This window comes from Kitasatospora sp. NPDC004745, from assembly GCF_042873275.1.
In the GTDB taxonomy this organism is placed as follows: Bacteria; Actinomycetota; Actinomycetes; order Streptomycetales; family Streptomycetaceae; genus Kitasatospora.
In genome coordinates this window covers 299,981-316,451 of sequence record NZ_JBIALK010000001.1, presented here as the reverse complement: position 1 = coordinate 316,451, position 16,471 = coordinate 299,981, and the positions used below count along the sequence as shown (strand labels likewise).

General features: G+C 73.9%; 16 protein-coding genes. 8 read left to right on the top strand and 8 right to left on the bottom strand.

Features of this window, described 5'->3' with window-relative positions; translation table 11 throughout:
• The first annotated feature begins 266 nt into the window (after window positions 1-266).
• The 6 genes from ACFYUY_RS01180 to ACFYUY_RS01155 all read left to right on the top strand — a co-directional run bounded on the left by ACFYUY_RS01180 (window position 267) and on the right by ACFYUY_RS01155 (window position 7,402).
• On the top strand, window positions 267-1,547 hold the full coding sequence (locus ACFYUY_RS01180) for an ATP-binding cassette domain-containing protein (RefSeq protein WP_387896895.1): 1,281 nt from the start codon (window positions 267-269) through the stop codon (window positions 1,545-1,547).
• Entirely contained in the window at window positions 1,537-2,205 is a 669-nt protein-coding gene (locus tag ACFYUY_RS01175) for an ABC transporter permease (RefSeq protein ID WP_387896893.1), read from the top strand. Before ACFYUY_RS01180 ends, ACFYUY_RS01175 begins: the two co-directional genes overlap by 11 nt.
• The gene (locus ACFYUY_RS01170) at window positions 2,202-2,879 is read left to right on the top strand and encodes an ABC transporter permease (RefSeq protein ID WP_360205297.1); all 678 of its coding nucleotides are present in this window, start codon (window positions 2,202-2,204) and stop codon (window positions 2,877-2,879) included. The genes ACFYUY_RS01175 and ACFYUY_RS01170 overlap by 4 nt, the downstream gene beginning before the upstream one ends.
• Window positions 2,880-2,916: 37 nt before the next feature.
• Window positions 2,917-3,870 carry an ABC transporter substrate-binding protein gene (locus ACFYUY_RS01165; RefSeq protein ID WP_387896891.1) on the top strand — a complete coding sequence of 318 codons (954 nt, stop codon included), beginning with the start codon at window positions 2,917-2,919 and terminating at the stop codon, window positions 3,868-3,870.
• 131 nt (window positions 3,871-4,001) lie between these two features.
• On the top strand, window positions 4,002-4,604 hold the full coding sequence (locus ACFYUY_RS01160) for a hypothetical protein (RefSeq protein ID WP_387896889.1): 603 nt from the start codon (window positions 4,002-4,004) through the stop codon (window positions 4,602-4,604).
• A gap of 743 nt (window positions 4,605-5,347) precedes the next feature.
• A complete protein-coding gene (locus ACFYUY_RS01155; RefSeq protein WP_387896887.1) occupies window positions 5,348-7,402 on the top strand; it encodes a glycosyl hydrolase family 18 protein in 2,055 nt (684 codons plus the stop codon).
• Between the two features lie 69 nt (window positions 7,403-7,471).
• Here ACFYUY_RS01155 and ACFYUY_RS01150 read toward each other — a convergent pair whose 3' ends face one another.
• The 6 genes from ACFYUY_RS01150 to ACFYUY_RS01125 form a co-directional block, all read right to left on the bottom strand.
• Entirely contained in the window at window positions 7,472-8,746 is a 1,275-nt protein-coding gene (locus ACFYUY_RS01150; protein ID WP_360205288.1) for a multidrug effflux MFS transporter, read from the bottom strand.
• Between the two features lie 327 nt (window positions 8,747-9,073).
• Window positions 9,074-9,556: a hypothetical protein gene (locus ACFYUY_RS01145; RefSeq protein ID WP_360205285.1), complete on the bottom strand. Its 483-nt coding sequence runs from the start codon at window positions 9,554-9,556 to the stop codon at window positions 9,074-9,076.
• A 423-nt stretch (window positions 9,557-9,979) separates the two neighbouring features.
• Window positions 9,980-10,903, bottom strand: a complete 924-nt coding sequence (locus ACFYUY_RS01140; protein ID WP_387896884.1) for an alkaline phosphatase family protein — start codon at window positions 10,901-10,903, stop codon at window positions 9,980-9,982.
• A gap of 127 nt (window positions 10,904-11,030) precedes the next feature.
• Complete coding sequence (locus tag ACFYUY_RS01135) at window positions 11,031-11,804, bottom strand: ATP-grasp domain-containing protein (protein ID WP_387897491.1); 774 nt, start codon at window positions 11,802-11,804, stop codon at window positions 11,031-11,033.
• Between the two features lie 98 nt (window positions 11,805-11,902).
• Window positions 11,903-12,283, bottom strand: coding sequence for an ADP-ribosylation/crystallin J1 (locus ACFYUY_RS01130; RefSeq protein ID WP_360205280.1), 381 nt, complete (start codon window positions 12,281-12,283; stop codon window positions 11,903-11,905).
• Window positions 12,284-12,464: 181 nt separating this feature from the next.
• On the bottom strand, window positions 12,465-13,643 hold the full coding sequence (locus ACFYUY_RS01125) for an acyl-CoA dehydrogenase family protein (protein ID WP_387896882.1): 1,179 nt from the start codon (window positions 13,641-13,643) through the stop codon (window positions 12,465-12,467).
• Window positions 13,644-13,732: 89 nt separating this feature from the next.
• On the opposite strand from ACFYUY_RS01125, the gene ACFYUY_RS01120 reads away from it, so the two are divergent.
• A complete protein-coding gene (locus ACFYUY_RS01120) occupies window positions 13,733-14,383 on the top strand; it encodes a GNAT family N-acetyltransferase (protein WP_387896880.1) in 651 nt (216 codons plus the stop codon).
• Between the two features lie 163 nt (window positions 14,384-14,546).
• Here ACFYUY_RS01120 and ACFYUY_RS01115 read toward each other — a convergent pair whose 3' ends face one another.
• Window positions 14,547-14,855: an AzlD domain-containing protein gene (locus ACFYUY_RS01115; RefSeq protein ID WP_387897488.1), complete on the bottom strand. Its 309-nt coding sequence runs from the start codon at window positions 14,853-14,855 to the stop codon at window positions 14,547-14,549.
• Complete coding sequence (locus ACFYUY_RS01110; protein WP_360205270.1) at window positions 14,855-15,685, bottom strand: AzlC family ABC transporter permease; 831 nt, start codon at window positions 15,683-15,685, stop codon at window positions 14,855-14,857. The genes ACFYUY_RS01115 and ACFYUY_RS01110 overlap by 1 nt, the downstream gene beginning before the upstream one ends.
• A gap of 160 nt (window positions 15,686-15,845) precedes the next feature.
• Between ACFYUY_RS01110 and ACFYUY_RS01105 the strand changes: the two genes are divergently transcribed.
• Window positions 15,846-16,427, top strand: a complete 582-nt coding sequence (locus ACFYUY_RS01105; RefSeq protein ID WP_360205464.1) for an XRE family transcriptional regulator — start codon at window positions 15,846-15,848, stop codon at window positions 16,425-16,427.
• Window positions 16,428-16,471 lie beyond the last annotated feature (44 nt).

The following is a 16,471-nucleotide window of genomic DNA, read 5'->3' as shown; positions in this document are numbered from 1 at the left end:
TCCGTGCCGCCGGCCGGGTGGTAAATGAGAGACAGGAGATGACTCAGGTCATAGGCTGATCGGAGTTTCCGCCGGTCCAAAGCTGGGCAGCCACGCGGGCGGAAGAACGCCCGCACGGACGGTCCGACAGACGCGTCACCGCGGTGGCGGCCGACACGGCCTCCACCGACATCGCCGCCGATTGTCGACAAACCGTCATCAACCGAAAGACCGAACGACCGAACAGGCGCCGCCTCCCCGGGGCGCCCTGACGAGGAAACCTCCCCGTGATCAGATTCGAGGGCGCCGGCAAGCGCCACCCCGACGGCACCATCGCCGTCGAGGGCCTGGACCTGGAAGTCCCGACCGGCCGGATAACCGTCCTGGTCGGACCATCCGGGTGCGGCAAGACCACCCTGCTGCGCATGGTCAACCGGATGGTCGAACCGACCTCGGGCCGGGTGCTGCTGGACGGCACGGACGTCGCCGAGCTGGAACCCGCCGGGCTGCGCCGCGGCATCGGGTACGTGATCCAGCAGGCCGGCCTCTTCCCGCACCGCAAGGTGATCGACAACATCGCCACCGTCCCCTACCTGCTCGGCTGGGACCGCAGGAAGGCCCGCGCCCGGGCCGCCGAACTGCTCGAACTGGTCGGGCTCGCGCCCGAGACCGGCAAGCGGTACCCCTTCCAGCTGTCCGGCGGCCAGCAGCAACGCGTCGGCGTCGCCCGCGCCCTGGCCGCCGACCCGCCGGTCCTGCTGATGGACGAGCCGTTCAGCGCCGTCGACCCGGTCGTGCGCGCCGGGCTCCAGGAGGAACTGCTGCGCCTGCAGTCCGAACTGCACAAGACGGTGCTCTTCGTCACCCACGACATCGAGGAGGCCGTCCGGCTCGGCGACCAGGTGGTGGTCCTGCGCGAGCAGGGCCGGATCGCCCAGCTCGCCGACCCGCACACCCTGCTCACCGCCCCCGCCGACGAGGGCGTCGCCGGCTTCCTCGGCCGCGACCGCGGACTGCGCGGCCTCGGCCTGCGCCCGGCGAGCGCCATCGACGTCCGCCCGGTGGGCGACGGGCTGCACCACGGCGGCTGGGAGCTCGCGCTGGACGACGAGCGCCGCCCGATCGGCTGGATCGACCGCGACGCCGTCACCGCCGAGCTGCACCCGGCGGCCGGGTACCGCCCGGACACCGACACCCTGCGGACCGCCCTGGACGCGGCCGTGCTCTCCCCCGCCGGGGTGGCCGTCGCCCTGGACCCGGACGGCCGGGCCACCGGCACCGCGACGCGCGACGCCGTCCTCGCCGCCCTGTCGGCCCCCGGCGCTCCCGGTGGCCTCGGCACCCCCAGCGCTCCCGGTCCCGGTGGCCTCGGCACCCCCAGCGCTCCCGGTCCCGGTGGCCTCGGCGCTCCCAGCGCTTCCGGTGCCCCCGGCACACCAGGGCCCGGCAGCACGGCGGCCGCCGGGGCGGCGAAGGCCGCCGGAGCTGCGGAGCCGACGGGCACCGCGGAACCGGCCGAAGGCGCCGAGCCGGCCCGCGCCGCGGACGGAGCCGACGGTGGACGGTGAACCGATCGTCCGCTGGTACTGGATCGGCGACCACCTCGGCTACCTCGGCGACCTGCTCGCCGACCACGCGGTGATCGCGCTCCTCCCGGTGCTCATCGGCCTGCTGCTGGCCGTCCCGCTCGGACTGGCGTGCACCCGCTTCCCGCGGCTGTACCAGCCGCTGGCCGCCGTCTTCAACGTCGTCTACGCGCTGCCCTCGCTGGCGGTGTTCGTGGTGCTCATCCCCTACACCGGTCTCGCCACCCAGGCGACCGTGATGATCCCGCTCACCTTCTACGCCGTCGCCGTGCTGCTGCCGACCACCGTGGACGGGCTGCGCGCCGTCCCGGACCCCGTCCGGCAGGCCGCGACCGCGATGGGGTACGGGCCGTGGCACCGGCTGACCGCCGTCGAGCTGCCCGCCGCCGTGCCGTACCTGATCGCCGGGCTGCGGGTCGCGGCGGTGTCCAGCATCTCGCTGGCCAGCGTGGGCGCCCTGGTCGGGCGCGGCGGGCTCGGCTACCTGTTCATCGACGGCTTCCAGCGCACCTTCCCGACCCCGATCGTGGCCGGCATCGCGCTGATCGCCGTCCTCGCCCTGGCCGTCGACCTGCTGCTGGTGGGCGCCCGGCGGCTGCTCGCGCCGTGGGCCGTCCGGGAGAAGGGGGCGGGCTCGTGAACTGGCTGAGCTGGCTGGGCGACTTCTTCTCCGCCCCCGACCACCGCAGTGGTCCGGACTCGATCGCGCACCGGGTCACCGAACACCTGCTGCTCTCCGGCGAGGCCCTGCTGTGGGCGGCGCTGCTCGCCGTCCCGCTCGGACTGCTGATCGGTTACACCGGGCGCGGCGTCACCGTCGTCACCGCCTTCGCGGGTGCCGCGCGCGCCCTGCCGACGCTCGGACTGGTGACGCTGGCCGTCCTGCTGGCCGGGGTCGGCGACACGGCCGTCCTGGTCCCGCTGGTCGCGCTGGCCGCGCCGCCACTGCTGGTCGCCGCCGTCGAGGGGGTCCGCGGCACCGACCCGGACGTCCGGGACGCCGCACGGGGCATCGGACTGACCCACCGCCAGGTGCTGTGGCAGGTCTGCCTGCCTTCGGCGGCGCCGACCCTGCTCGCCGGACTGCGCACCGCGACCGTCCAGGTGATCGCCACCGCCACGGTGGCCGCCTACGTCGGACTGGGCGGCCTCGGCCGCTACGTGATGGACGGGCTGGCCACCCGCAGGTACGCCGTCACCGTCGGCGGGGCGCTGCTGGTGGTGCTGCTCGCCGTCGGCGCCCAGGCCTTCTTCGCACTCCTCGCCCGGTACGCGCTCCCGCCCGGGATCCGCGCCCAGCGCCGGGCCCGCTGAACCCCGTTCCCACCCTTCCGGAAGGACACCTGTCACCATGTCGACACACCACAGAGGCCGACGCGCCGTCGTCCTCGGCACGCTCGCCGCGCTCGCCCTCGGCGCCACCGCCTGCGGCTCCTCCGGCGGCGACCCGCTCGGCGGCGGTTCCGGCGCGACCGCCTCCGGGAGCGGTTCCACCGGCGGGTCCGGGAGCGGCTCCGGGTCGACGGTGGTCGTCGGTTCGGCGAACTTCCCGGAGAACGTCCTGCTCGGCTCCATCTACTCGCAGGCGCTCAAGGCCAAGGGCGTGAAGGTCGAGGAGAAGTTCAACATCGGCAGCCGCGAGGTGCTCTACGGGCAGCTGCAGAGCGGCAACCTGACCGTCCTGCCCGAGTACAACGGTGCACTGCTGTCCTACCTGGACGCCAAGGCCACCGCCGTCACCAAGGAGGACGTGAACGCGGCGCTGACCAAGGCGCTGCCCGGGGCGCTGGCGATACTCGACTCCTCCCCGGCCGAGGACAAGGACTCGCTCAGCGTCACCCAGGCGACCGCCGACAAGTACAACCTCAAGAGCATCGCCGACCTGGCCGCCAAGGCGGGCGAGTTCACCATCGGCGGCCCGCCGGAGTTCAAGACCCGCCGCGAACAGCAGTTCAAGGACGTCTACGGCCTGACGTTCAAGGAGTGGAAGCCCACCGGTGACACCACCGCGAACGCGCTCAAGGACGACAACGTCCAGGTCGGCAACGTCTTCACCACGGACCCCAAGATCGTCCAGCTGAAGCTCGTCCCGCTGGCCGACCCGAAGAACGCCTTCGGTGCGCAGAACGTCACCCCGCTGGTCAACAAGGCGGGCGTGGACGCCACGGCGACGGCGGCGCTCAACGCGGTGTCGGCCAAGCTGGACACCGCGGGTCTGACCTCGTTGATGAAGCGCGTCGCCATCGACAAGGAGGACCCGTCGGCGGTGGCCAAGGACTGGCTGAAGGCCAACGGACTCGGCTGAGCCAGGAGTCCGGAGCGACGGGACGGCGGCCCGGCGGCGGGCCCGGGGCGATCCCCGGGCCCGCCTCCCGGGCCGTCGGCCGCCGCACGGGGATCTTCCCTTCGACGCCGCGAACATGACAGTGTGACGCCATGCGCACTCGTCTCCTCGCCGCCACCCTCACGGCATTCGCCGCGGTGAGCCTCGCTGCCTGCTCCAGTTCCGGAACGGGCTCCGGCACGTCCACCGCCGCGGCCGGCTCCCCCTCCACCGCCGCCACCACCACCGCGCCCGACGCCGCCTCGCCCGGCGCCACCACGGCCCCCGCGACCACCACGGCGCCCTCGGCCGGCGCCACCGACCCGGCCGCCCCCTCGGCCGGCGCCACCGGGGCTCCCGCGCCCGCCACCCCCTCGGCGCCCGCCACGGACGGCGGCTCCACCGCGGCCCCGGCCAAGCCCGCACCGCCCGCCGACGCCGGCCTGCCCGCCAAGCCGGACGGCGGCCTGACCGACAAGCTGGTGGCGGCACTGAAGGCGATCGACCCGGCCATCGTCGGCGACAAGCCCGACCAGGCCGTGGACCGGGCCCGCAACCAGTGCCAGGCCATGTACCAGTTCCCCAAGGACAAGGCGAAGCTGGTCGAGCTGGCCAACCAGCGCTTCACCTCGCCCGACCACCCGCAGGGCTTCGGGCCGGACACCGCCGCGAAGATCAACGACGCGCTGCGGGCCACCCTCTGCCCGCCGGCGTGACCCGCCGCGGAGCCTGCCGCGGAGCCCGCCGCGCGACCCGTCTCGCGACCCGCCGCCCGACCCGCCGGACCGTGAGGACCACCGGAACCGGCGGGACCGCCCCGGCGACGACACGCCCCGACCGCCCGGCGTCCTGAGCGCCGGGCCGCCGTGGCCGCGCCCCTGCGACGGGTGCGCGGCCACGGCCCCACCCCGCGCGCCCGCCTGCGGCGCAGCGCAGGCCTGCCTGCCCGCGCTCCCGGCTCCCCGCCGCGCCACCCGAGGTGCCGGGACGTCCCCTTGGGCCGCCACGGCCGTGTGCTGACGAACTGTTAGGGCTCTTGACAGACAAGTGGTCTAGTCCAACCATAAGCATGTCGATCCGACCGGGATGCACTGTGGGGGTGTGACCACCGGCGGCTGAGGCACTGCCCTGCCCTGCTCCGCTCCACCCCCGCACCGTCCGGCGCGCACGCCCGCGAACCGCCACCCGCCCCCGCGCGGGCCGGTGGGCCTCCGCGCGCCGACATGTCCCCTTGCCCCCGTGTATCCGTGTATCCGTGTATCCGTGTCCACGCACCTGCACGTCCACGCACCCGCACGTCCGTACGCCCTTGCGCCTTCCCGCCCGGACCGGCACGCCCGGAGCCGCCCGGCCGACCCCACACGGCCGCCGCGATCCGGCCGGACCGCCCCCGCAGGTCCTGGGCCCGCACCAGTCCGAATCGCCAACGTCCCGCCCCACCACGAATGTTGGAGAACCCATGCGTCTACGCAGAACGATCCAGGCAGCCCTGACCGCCTGCGCCACCCTGGCCGCCTCGGCCGGCCTGGTCGCCGCCGGAACGGGCACCGCCCAGGCCGCGACCCCGCTCCCCAGCCGGGTCTTCGCCCCCTACTTCGAGTCCTGGACCGGGCAGAGCCCCGCCACCCTGGCCGCCCAGTCCGGCGCCAAGTACCTGACGATGGCCTTCCTCCAGGCCGCCACCAAGGGCTCCTGCACCCCGTACTGGAACGGCGACACCTCCAAGCCCGTCTCCAGCTCGACCTTCGGCGCCGACATCGCCACCATCCGCGCCAACGGCGGGGACGTGATCCCCTCCTTCGGCGGCTACACCGCCGACAACACCGGCACCGAACTGGCCGACAGCTGCACCGACGTCAACCAGATCGCGGCCGCCTACGAGAACCTGATCACCACCTACGACATCAGCCGGATCGACCTCGACATCGAGGACAACTCGCTGACCAACACGGCCGGGATCGACCGCCGCAACAAGGCGATCAAGGTCGTGCAGGACTGGGCCGCGGCCAACGGGCGCAACGTCCAGTTCTCGTACACGCTGCCGACCACCACCAGCGGGCTGGCCTCCAGCGGCCTCGCCGTACTGAAGAACGCGGTCACCAACAACGCCCGGATCGACGTCGTCAACATGATGACCTTCGACTACTACGACAACGCCGCCCACGACATGGCGGCCGACACCCAGACCTCGGCGCAGGGCCTCTACAACCAGCTCGCCAAGCTCTACCCGTCCAAGACCCCCGCGCAGCTGTGGGGTTCGATCGGGATCACCGAGATGGTCGGCATCGACGACTTCGGCGCAGCCGAGACCTTCACCGTCGCCAACGCCACCACCGTCTACAACTGGGCGGTGTCGAAGGGCATCAACACGCTGTCCTTCTGGGCGCTCCAGCGCGACAACGGAGGCTGCCCGGGCAAGTCCGGCGACGACTCCTGCTCCGGGATCAACCAGAACACCTGGGACTTCACCCACATCTTCGCGCCGTTCACCAGCGGCTCGACGGTGAACAACGACTTCTCCGTCGCCGTCAACCCCAACTCGGCCACGGTCAGCGCCGGTTCGTCGACCTCTGCGGCCATCGCCACCGCGGTGACGGCGGGTTCGGCCCAGAGCCTCACCCTCTCGGTCAGCGGCGCCCCGACCGGCGTCACCGCCACCGTCACCCCCGGCAGCGTCACCGCCGGCACCGGCGCCACCCTCAACGTCACCACCACCGCGGCCGTGGCGCCCGGCGCCTATCCGCTGACCGTCACCGGCAGCGCCGCCTCCGGCAGCCACAGCAGCGTGTTCACCCTGAACGTCACCGGCACCCAGCCGGGCAACGACTTCTCCGTCGTGGTGAACCCGAACTCCGGTACCGTCGCGGCCGGTTCGTCCGCCTCGGCGGCCGTCGCCACCGCGGTGACGGCGGGTTCGGCCCAGAGCCTCACCCTCTCGGTCAGCGGCGCCCCGACCGGCGTCACCGCCACCGTGACCCCCGGCAGCGTCACCGCCGGCACCGGCGCCACCCTCAACATCGCCACCACCGCGGCGGCCGCCGCGGGCACCTACCCGCTCACGGTGACCGCCAGCGGGCCGTCCGGCAGCCACACCGCCGCCTACACGCTGACCGTCACCGGAACGACCCCGCCGACCGGTCTGGTCAACGGCGGCCTGGAGAGCGGCAGCCTCGCCCCGTGGACCTGCCAGAGCGGCGGCGCCGTGGTCTCCACCCCGGCCCACTCCGGGTCCTACGCGCTGCAGGCGGCGGCCACCGGCGGCCAGACCGGCGAGTGCTCGCAGACCGTCACCCTGAAGCCCAACACCAGCTACACGCTGAGCGGCTGGGTCCAGGGCAACTACGCCTACCTCGGCGTCAGCGGCGGGGCCACCGGCAGCACCTGGGCGAACGCCACCGGCTGGACGAAGCTGACCGTCCCCTTCACCACCGGCGCCTCCGGCACCGTCACCGTGTACCTGCACGGCTGGTACGGCCAGGGGAACGTCTACGGGGACGACTTCGCGATCGCCTGACGATCAGCTCGCGGGTGACGGATAACGAGTAACAGATTTCAGATGACAGCTGACAGATTTCATCATCTGTCAGCTGTCATCTGTTTGCGCCTTCGACGCCCGGCACAGCGTCAGATAGGTCACCGTGGCCAGCACCCCGCAGGCCAGGACGACCACGGCCAGCAGCACGGCCGACGGCTTCCCGCCGAGGCTGCTCAGCGGCGCGACCACCGCCCCGGACAGGAAGTTCCCGGTGCCGAGCAGCGCCGAGGCCGTCCCCGCCGCCGGCGGCTCCACCAGGCTCAGCGCCTGCGCCGCCGTGTTCGGCAGGAGCACGCCCATGCTGCCCATCATCACGAACAGCGGCGGGCAGAACCCGAGCAGACCGAAGTCCCAGACCGTCGTCGTCAGCACCAGCACGGCCCCCGCGGCCACCGCCGTCCCGAGCCCGGCCAGCATCAGCGCCCGCGCCGTGAAGCGCTTCGCCAGCACCCGCCCGTTCAGCTGGGTCATGACGACGATGGCCAGTGAGTTCGCCCCGAACAGCAGGCTGTAGGTCTGGGGCGAGACCCGGTACACGTGCTGCAACACCGTCGACGACCCGCTGATGTAGCCGAACAGCGCGCCGTACGCGAAGGCGCTGGTCAGCGCCACCCCGAGGAACGGCAGGTCGCGCAGCAGCCCGCCCATCGTGCGCAGCGCCGCGCCGACGCCGCCCCCGTTGCGGGCGTGCGGCGGCAGCGTCTCGCGCAGCGCGCCGAACGCGACCAGGGTGAGCAGCAGTCCGAGCGCGGTGAGCGCGCCGAAGGTGCCGCGCCAGGACGTGAACCGCATCAGCTGCGCGCCCACGATCGGGGCGAGGATCGGTGCCAGCCCGGATATCAGGGCGATCGAGGCCAGGAAGCGCAGCATGGCGACGCCCTGGAAGCGGTCCCGGGCGACGGCCCGGCCGATCACCAGTCCGGCGGATCCGGCCGCGCCCTGGACGAAGCGGGCGACGATCAGCACCGTCAGGCTCGGCGCGATCGCGCACACCACGCTGGCCAGGGTGAAGAGGGCGAGTCCGGCGAGCAGCGGCGGGCGGCGGCCGAAGCGGTCGCTGAGGGGTCCGAAGAGCAGCTGCCCGGACGCCACGCCGAACATCGAGAAGGTGAGGGTGAGCTGGACGGCGGCCGGGTCGGCGGCCAGCTCCTGCGCGATGTCGGGGAGCCCGGGCAGGTAGAGGTCCGTGGTGAGCGGGCCGAGCGCGACGAGACCGCCGAGGACGGCGACGGTGGCCCGGCCGGTCCCGCCCCGGTCGGTGGCGGTCGTGGCGGAGGTGGTGGTCGACGTGTCACCGGCGGGGCCGACGGTCGGGCCGGGCATGGGGCTCCTCACGGAACGGGGGCGGGGCGGGACAGGGGGCGGGACGCGTTCGTCCAGCTCCGTCCTATCGCAGCCCGGGGCGCCTCCGACAGCGGGGGTCCACCAGGTGGTTCAGCGTCGGCCGTGCTCAAGGCCCCCGAGCGGCGCCCGCGCCGCCGCCGTACGGCCTGCGGGGGACCTGCGGACGGTCTGCACACGACGACGGCCCGCCTCGCACGGGGGTGCGGGACGGGCCGGTCGGGGAAGGACGGTGGGCCGGTCGAGGGACGACCGAGTCCCGGTGGGGCCGTGGAGCCGAGGGGCCGTGGAACCGAGGAGTCCGGCGGGTCAGTGCTTGGTCGGCCGCTCGGCGCGCAGCGCCGCCTGGACCGCCGCGCCGTCCTGCCACGCATAGAGCTGGTTGCCGGTGAGGGTGACGTTGTAGTGCCCGCAGGTCGCGCTGGCCTTGGCCGCGACGCCCTCGGGGAACCAGCCGGCCTTGAGCGTCACGGGCACCGAGTGTGCGGACCTGCCGGGCATGCCCGTGGTGCAGCCGACGGGCAGCCGGCCGTCCGGGAGGGTGGCGCGCAGCAGGCGGTCGTCACCGGTCGTCGACATCAGGTACTGCACCGCGGAGGCGTTGTCGGGCAGCCAGGTGGGCATCGAGCGGCGCTCGGCCTTGGCCTGGCTCCCGCTCGCGAAGGAGGCGTGCTCCTGGTGGCGCCCGTCGTACCACTCGGACACCCGCGGGCCGACTGCCACGGCTGCCACGGCGACGGCCATGCCGGTGCCCGCGACTCCCAGCGCGACCTTGCTCACGATGCCCTTCATGCCCGTCTGCCCTCTCCGTGTCCGTTGCCTTTGCGAGGCCGGTCGCCGTGTCGGTGACCGCCCCCGGCCCGGTCCGCGACGTCCGCCGCCCGGGTGTATCCATCGTGGCGTGCGCCGCCCGGCCGGAGCGTCACCACCAGGTCGAGATCTCGCCTCCATCCCACGGGGTACGGTCTCCACCTTCAGAGGTATGTCCGGCGGCCGGGTCTCAGGGGTAGGCCGCCCTCGCGGCGGTGTCCTGCGGCGGTCGGGCCTTGCCGGGGCCCCGATCGAGCGTCACTCAGGTGCGGCTCCGGCGCAGCCCGGTGTGCTGCACCCGGGGGGCGGCGCCGGGTTTCTGAGGTGGCGTCCGGGTCGTTCCGGCGGGCCGATCTGAGGCTCCCTCCGGGGCGGACGGAGGGGTGGGGCGGGGTGCCGCCCCGCTCAGACCGTCACGGGCTCCGCGGGCGTCACGGGCTCCGCGGGGGCCGCGGGGGCCGCGGACACCGGTCGGGCGAGCGGGAAGGGCCGACCGTCGAGGGTCCAGTGCGGGTCGATGGGGCGCAGCAGGGAGGCGTACACCTGGGCGGCGACGTCCGGGTGGCGGATCTCCCCGGTGGGCGGACCGGCCGGGACGTCGTGCCCGGCGCAGGCGACCCAGGCGGTGCGCTCCTCGGGGGTGCGGCCGCCGTGCCCGCCTGCGTCGACGTGCCCGTGGTCGGTGACGACGATGACGGTCCACTGCTCGTCGGCGTGGGTCGCCCGGCCGCGGACGGCGTCGAGCAGCCGGCCGAGGCGCTCGTCCGCGGCGCGCATGGCCGCGCGGTACTCCTCGCCGCAGCCGAGGAAGTGGGCGGTCTCGTCGACGGCGCCGAGGTAGACGAAGGACGCCTCCGGGTCGGCGGTGGACAGGACGTGGACGGCCTCCCGGGTGACCTCCTCGTCGACGGTCTCCCATGCCTCGGGGGTGTCCTCCGCCGGGGAGACGTAGGAGAGCCGGCCGGGGGCGCGGAACAGCGGGCCGCCGGACTGGTTGATCACCAGAGGGTCCCAGCCGGCCGCGACGAAGGTGCGGCGGCGGTCACCGCGGGCGAGCCGGGTCGCGAAGTCGGGGAAGACGTCGAGCCGGTTGCCCGCGAGGTGGTTGCCCCAGACGCCGTGCTTGGCGGGCTCGACCCCGGTGACGATGGTGGCCCAGCACGGCCCGGACATGGTGGGCGTGGTGTCCGCGACGGTGACCGGCACCAGGAAACCGGCCTCGGCGACCTCCTGCAGCCGGGGCATCGGCACGTGCTCCAGGTAGTCGTGGCGGACACCGTCGATCCCGACGACGAGCACGCGGGGGCGGGGCCACTGGGCAGCGGACATGGCAGGGCTTCCTTTCGGTCGTGCACACCCGGCCGCGCCCGCCGAGGGCGCCGCCGACCGCGCCATGTTTCACCTCCCGCCGTACCGCCCGGCGTCCGCCCGCCGAACGCCGGGTGTCCGCCAGGTGTCAGGCGGCGGTACGGACGAACCGGCGGTCGGCCGCGGCGAGTTCCGCGGCCGGTCCGGCCGCGCGCAGCACCACGTCCAGGACGCGGTCCGGGTCGGCGGCGTAGCAGTGCGCGAACCACGGCATGTTCGCCTCGACGACGGCCCAGTGCACGGCCGGGTCGTAGGGGTCGGCGATCGGGCCGACGTCCAGGACGACCCCGCTCGGCAGGGTCTCGCCGACGTCGGCGAGCAGGCGCCGGGCGAAGGCGGTCGCCCCGGCGTCCAGCGGTGCCGGGTCGAGCCGTCCGAAGCGGGCGTAGCGGCTGCCGGTGAGCACCTCGCCGTCGCGGACGAACAGCCGGTACTCGGCGGCGAAGGTCACCGGCTCGCTGACCAGGACGGGCGTGTCGGGGCCGATCCGGTCACCGGTGCGCGGCAGCCGGGTGCCGTCCGGGTAGACGGCGGGCGGGATCGACTTGTCGGCAGGTGGCTTGACGAACGCCGGACGGCGCAGCGCCCACGCCTCGGCGAGGGTGGTCAGTTCGATCCGGCGGCGGGTGTACTCCGCGGGCAGGCGGGTGAGCCAGTCGTCCTCGGGTTCGAGCAGGGCGAGGCCGAGCGGGCCGGCTACCCGGGCGGCCGCGAACGGGCCGCCGTACCAGTGGAGGGGTCGCCCGGCGAGGCGCTCGACGGTCGCGGGGCCGTCGAGGACGGCGGTGGCCAGACCCCGCCCGGCGGCGGCCTCGACGAGCAGGGCGGTGGTGCTGGTCCGCTGGGCGGAGGTGAGCAGCACGCGGCCGGGCCCGGCCTGGCCCGCCGTAGCCCGGCCCGTCACCGCCCGGCCCTCCGCCGTTTGGCCCGTCACCGCCCGACTCGTCACGGAGCGGCCCGTCACGGCTGGGGGTGGAACGTGTGGACGACCTCGATGCGGCCGACGATGTTCCGGTTGAACTCGGCCAACTCCTCGGCCGGCACCCAGAGTTCCAGGATCGTCCGGCCGCCCGCCTGCTGCACGGGGTAGCGGGCGAGGAAGGCGGTGTCGACCTCGAAGCGGGTCACGTAGCCGACGCCGGAGGCCGGGACGTTCCAGTCGCGGGCGATGCGGATCGCGTAGTCCTCGTCGAGGACGGGGTAGAAGATCGGCTGCTCGGGCAGCCGGGGCGGCCAGGCACGCCGGCCGGACGCCTCGACCAGGGCCAGTTCCTCGGGGCCGGTCGGGCGCCAGAGGGTGGTGGTCGGGGCGGTGCCGCTCGCGGTGGGCCGGTTCTCCATGGCCGGGACGGTAGCCGGGCCACGGCGGACCCGGCCACCGGATTTCCCGGCGGCCGGGTTCCCAGCGGCCGGGTTCCCCAGCGGCCTTGGCGGACCGCGGACGCCGAGGCGCGCCCCGGAGGCTTACCAGAGCCGCACCGGGTGCCGGAGTACCCCGGCACCCGGGACGGCCGGCGCCGGGTCAGCGGTACGCGGACTCGCCGGTGATGGTCTCGCCCAGCACCAGGGTGTGGATCTCGCTGGTGCCCTCGTAGGTGAGCACCGACTCCAGGTTGTTGGCGTGCCGGAGGACCGGGTACTCGGTGGTGATGCCGTTGGCTCCGAGGACCGTCCGGGCACTGCGGGCGATCTCCAGCGCGGTGCGGACGTTGTTCAGCTTGCCGAAGCTGATGTGCGGCGGGCGGGCGGCGCCCTCCTCCTTGAGCCGGCCGATCCGCAGGGCGACCAGGTAGGCCTTCTCGACCTCCAGCATCATCTCGACGAGCTTCTGCTGGGTGAGCTGGAAGCCGGCGATCGGGCGGTCGAACTGGATCCGGGACTTCGCGTAGTCGAGGGCCGCGGTGTAGCAGTCGCGGGCGGCGCCGACGGTGCCCCAGAGGATGCCGTAGCGGGCCTCGTTGAGGGAGGAGAGCGGCCCGCGCAGACCGGTGACGCCGGGCAGGACGGCGTCGGCCGGCAGGACCACCTCGTCGAAGGCGAGTTCGCTGGTCACCGAGGCGCGCAGGGACAGCTTGCCGTGCACGTCGGTGGCGGTCAGACCACGGGCTCCGCGCTCGACCAGGAAGCCCCGCACACCCTCCTCGGTCTGCGCCCAGACGACGGCGACGTCGGAGATGCTGCCGTTGGTGATCCACATCTTGCTGCCAGACAGCACCCAGTCGCCGCCCTTGCGCACCGCCCGGGTGCGCATGTTGGCCGGGTCCGACCCGAAGTCGGGCTCGGTGAGGCCGAAGCAGCCGATCAGCTCACCGGCGGCCATCCCGGGCAGCCACCGCTGCTTCTGCTCCTCGGAGCCGAACGCGTGGATCGACCGCATGGCGAGCGAGCCCTGGACGGAGACGAAGCTTCGCAGCCCCGAGTCCGCGGCCTCCAGCTCCATACAGGCGACCCCGTACGCGACCGCCCCGGCGCCGGCGCAGCCGTAACCGTCGAGGTGCATCCCGAGCACGCCGAGGGCGCCGAGCTCGGGGGCCAGCTCGCGGGCCGGGAAGACGCCGCGCTCGAACCAGTCGCCGATGTGCGGGCGGATCCGTTCCTCGGTGAACCGGCGGACGGTGTCGCGGATCAGCCGCTCCTCGTCGGAGAGGAGGTCGCCGACGGCGAGCAGGTCGGACGGGTCGATCCGGGTCGGCTTCGTCATTGAAGCTCCTTGTAGTCTCGGCGGAGTACCGGCGAGTATTCCGCACCCGGGAGGGCGGCGGGCGGGCGCGAACGAGTGAGGAAAGCGACATGGACGGCGGCAGGCCCGCGGGCGCGGAGCACGGCCGGCGGGGCGGCCCCGTCGGTGGCACCGCAGACGGCGACGGCAACGGTTCCGCCGGCGGGGTGGGCGGTGTGCGGTACGCGGTCGGCCGGGTGACGGCGGAGGAACTGCCCGGTGCGGCGGAGGAGCTGGCCGCGCTGCTGGCGGACACCGTCCGCGGCGGCGCCTCGCTCGGGTTCCTCGCACCGCTGGGGCAGGCCGAGGCCGTCGCGTGGTGGCGGGCGCTCGCCCCGGACCTCGAGACCGGACGGCTGCTGCTGTGGACGGTCCGGGCGGTGGACGGCGGGCGGCTCGCCGGGACGGTCCAGCTGCGGCCCGCGGCGACGGCGAACGGCCGGCACCGCGGCGAGGTCGCCAAGCTGATGGTGCATCCGGAGCACCGCGGGCAACGGCTCGCCGGGCGGCTGCTGGCGGCCCTGGAGGAGCAGGCGGGCGAGTTGGGGCTGCGACTGCTGGTGCTGGACACCCAGACGGGCAGCCCGGCGGAACGGATGTACGAGGCGGGCGGCTGGACCAGGGTCGGCTCGGTACCGGACTACGCGACCGATCCCGCCGGCGTCCCGCATCCGACGACGATCTTCTTCAAGGCCCTGGGCGGTGGTCCCGCGGTCAGCTGACGGATGACGGATGACGGATGACGGCGAACAGATGACAGATTTCAGATTTCGAAATCTGTCATCTGTCATCTGTTCGCTGTTCGCTGTCATCCGTTCGCCGTCGGGCTCGTCGAAGCCCGCCCGGGCGCGTGCGACCGTCACGCCTCCCGGTCCGCGCAGCCCGTCACGCGACCCCGCACAACCGGAGCAGCGCCGTCGTCACCGCCCCCGCGACGACCACCAGCGGAAACGGAGCCCGGCGAAGCGCGAGCACTCCGGCGACCAGCACACCGGCCGGACGGGCCACGCCCGCGAAGCCGTGCCCCTGCGTCAGGGCCCCGGTCGCCACCAGAGCGACCAGGAGGACGGCCGCCGCCACGGCGAGCAGGTGCCGCAGGCGCTCCGAGAGTGCGAGCCGGTGGCCGAGGAGCGGCCCGGCCAGACGGAAGGCGTACGTCCCGACGGCCAACAGCAGGACGGCGTACAGCGGCATCATCGGACTTCCTCCTTCTCGGCCGCGCCGACGTTCGCCGCCACCGCCGGTACCCCGCCTGACGCCCCACCCGACGCCCCACCCGAAACCCCGCCCGGCGCCGTCGGCACCACCGACTCCGACCCGCCGACCTCCGACACACCGACCTCCGACACACCGGGGGCTCCGGGCCCTCCGGCGAACAGCAGCCCCACCAGGGCGAGCAGGACGGGCAGCCCCGCCGGGACGAACGGCGTGGCGGCGACGGCCACGACGGCGCCCACGACGGCCGCGGTGCGGGTGCGGCGGTCGGTGAGCGAGGGCAGGACGAGTGCGAGCAGGACGGCGGGGAAGGCCGCGTCGAGTCCCAGCGCGTCCGTGTCGCCGATCAGCCCGCCGGCGAGGGCCCCGAGCAGCACCGAGACGTTCCACACCAGGTACAGCGCGACGCCGCAGAGCCAGAACGCGGCCCGGCGCCGGCGCCCGTCGTCCTGGCGCAGGACGAAGGCGGCACTCTCGTCGGTGATCAGCTGGGCCCCGAACAGCCGCCGCCACAGGGGGCCTTCGAGCGCGTCGGCCACGGTGAAGCCGAAGGGCAGGAGCCGGGCGTTGAGCACCAGCCCGGTGGCGACCGCGGCGAGCGCGCCGCCGCCGGAGAGCACCACACCGACGGCCGCGAACTGGGAGCCGCCGGCGAAGACGAGGACGGAGAGGGCGATCGGCACCCACAGTGGCAGGCCGCCGGAGACGCTGATCGCGCCGAAGGAGGCGCCGACGAGGGCGTCGGCCAGGCAGACCAGAGCGATGTCACGGAGGGTGGCATGTTCCAGTGTTCGGAGGAGCGAACGCATGTCCATCAGAGTGAACCCGCCGAGCGGGGTTCGTCAAGCCGAACGAATGAACCGACAGAGCGAACGCAGGTGCCGGAGGCAGCCGCCGTCGACAGTGGCAGCATGAACGGCACCAGCCGGAGCGGCAGAAGGAGCCAGGGAGAATGCGCGAGTGGCAAGCATGAGTGACCGGACCGCCCCGCCCGCGGGCTCGGGCGTGGAGCTGATCAGCCTGATCGCCGCGTCGATCCGGCGCGAACGCGAGCGCAGCGGGCTGTCGATGGCCGAGCTGGCGCGGCGTGCGGGCATCGCCAAGTCGACGCTCTCGCAGCTGGAGTCGGGCGCCGGAAATCCGAGCGTGGAGACGCTCTGGGCGCTCGGCGTCGCCCTGAACGTCCCGTTCAGCCGTCTGGTCGATCCGCCCCGGCCGGCGGTCAAGGTGATCCGGGCCGGCGAGGGTCCGGTGACGCACTCCGAGCGCGCCGACTACGCAGCCACCGTGCTGTCCTCGTGCCCGCCGAACGCCCGCCGCGACATCTACCGGATCGAGGCCCAGCCGGGCGAGACCCGGGCCTCCGACCCGCACATGCCCGGCACCGTCGAACACGTGATGATCGGCTCCGGCCGGGCGCTGGTCGGCCCGACCGAGGCACCCGTCGAACTGGGCCCGGGCGACTACGTGAGCTACCCGGGCGACGCCCCGCACGTCTTCCGCGCACTGGCACCGGACACCCTCGCGGTGATCGTGATGGAGCACATCTGACGATTCGCCACCACTGCCCGTCCGGCCGGGATCCTCGGGAGGAG

Bases quoted from the DNA above. Each gene is read 5' to 3' on its own strand.
- ACFYUY_RS01145 (WP_360205285.1), bottom strand. From the start codon at position 9,556: ATGAAGGGCATCGTGAGCAAGGTCGCGCTGGGAGTCGCGGGCACCGGC.
- ACFYUY_RS01115 (WP_387897488.1), bottom strand. From the start codon at position 14,855: ATGCCGCTGTACGCCGTCCTGCTGTTGGCCGTCGGGACGTACGCCTTC.
- ACFYUY_RS01150 (WP_360205288.1), bottom strand. From the start codon at position 8,746: ATGCCCGGCCCGACCGTCGGCCCCGCCGGTGACACGTCGACCACCACC.
- ACFYUY_RS01110 (WP_360205270.1), bottom strand. From the start codon at position 15,685: ATGCGTTCGCTCCTCCGAACACTGGAACATGCCACCCTCCGTGACATC.
- ACFYUY_RS01120 (WP_387896880.1), top strand. From the start codon at position 13,733: ATGGACGGCGGCAGGCCCGCGGGCGCGGAGCACGGCCGGCGGGGCGGC.
- ACFYUY_RS01125 (WP_387896882.1), bottom strand. From the start codon at position 13,643: ATGACGAAGCCGACCCGGATCGACCCGTCCGACCTGCTCGCCGTCGGC.
- ACFYUY_RS01155 (WP_387896887.1), top strand. From the start codon at position 5,348: ATGCGTCTACGCAGAACGATCCAGGCAGCCCTGACCGCCTGCGCCACC.
- ACFYUY_RS01165 (WP_387896891.1), top strand. From the start codon at position 2,917: ATGTCGACACACCACAGAGGCCGACGCGCCGTCGTCCTCGGCACGCTC.
- ACFYUY_RS01130 (WP_360205280.1), bottom strand. From the start codon at position 12,283: ATGGAGAACCGGCCCACCGCGAGCGGCACCGCCCCGACCACCACCCTC.
- ACFYUY_RS01160 (WP_387896889.1), top strand. From the start codon at position 4,002: ATGCGCACTCGTCTCCTCGCCGCCACCCTCACGGCATTCGCCGCGGTG.
- ACFYUY_RS01105 (WP_360205464.1), top strand. From the start codon at position 15,846: ATGAGTGACCGGACCGCCCCGCCCGCGGGCTCGGGCGTGGAGCTGATC.
- ACFYUY_RS01140 (WP_387896884.1), bottom strand. From the start codon at position 10,903: ATGTCCGCTGCCCAGTGGCCCCGCCCCCGCGTGCTCGTCGTCGGGATC.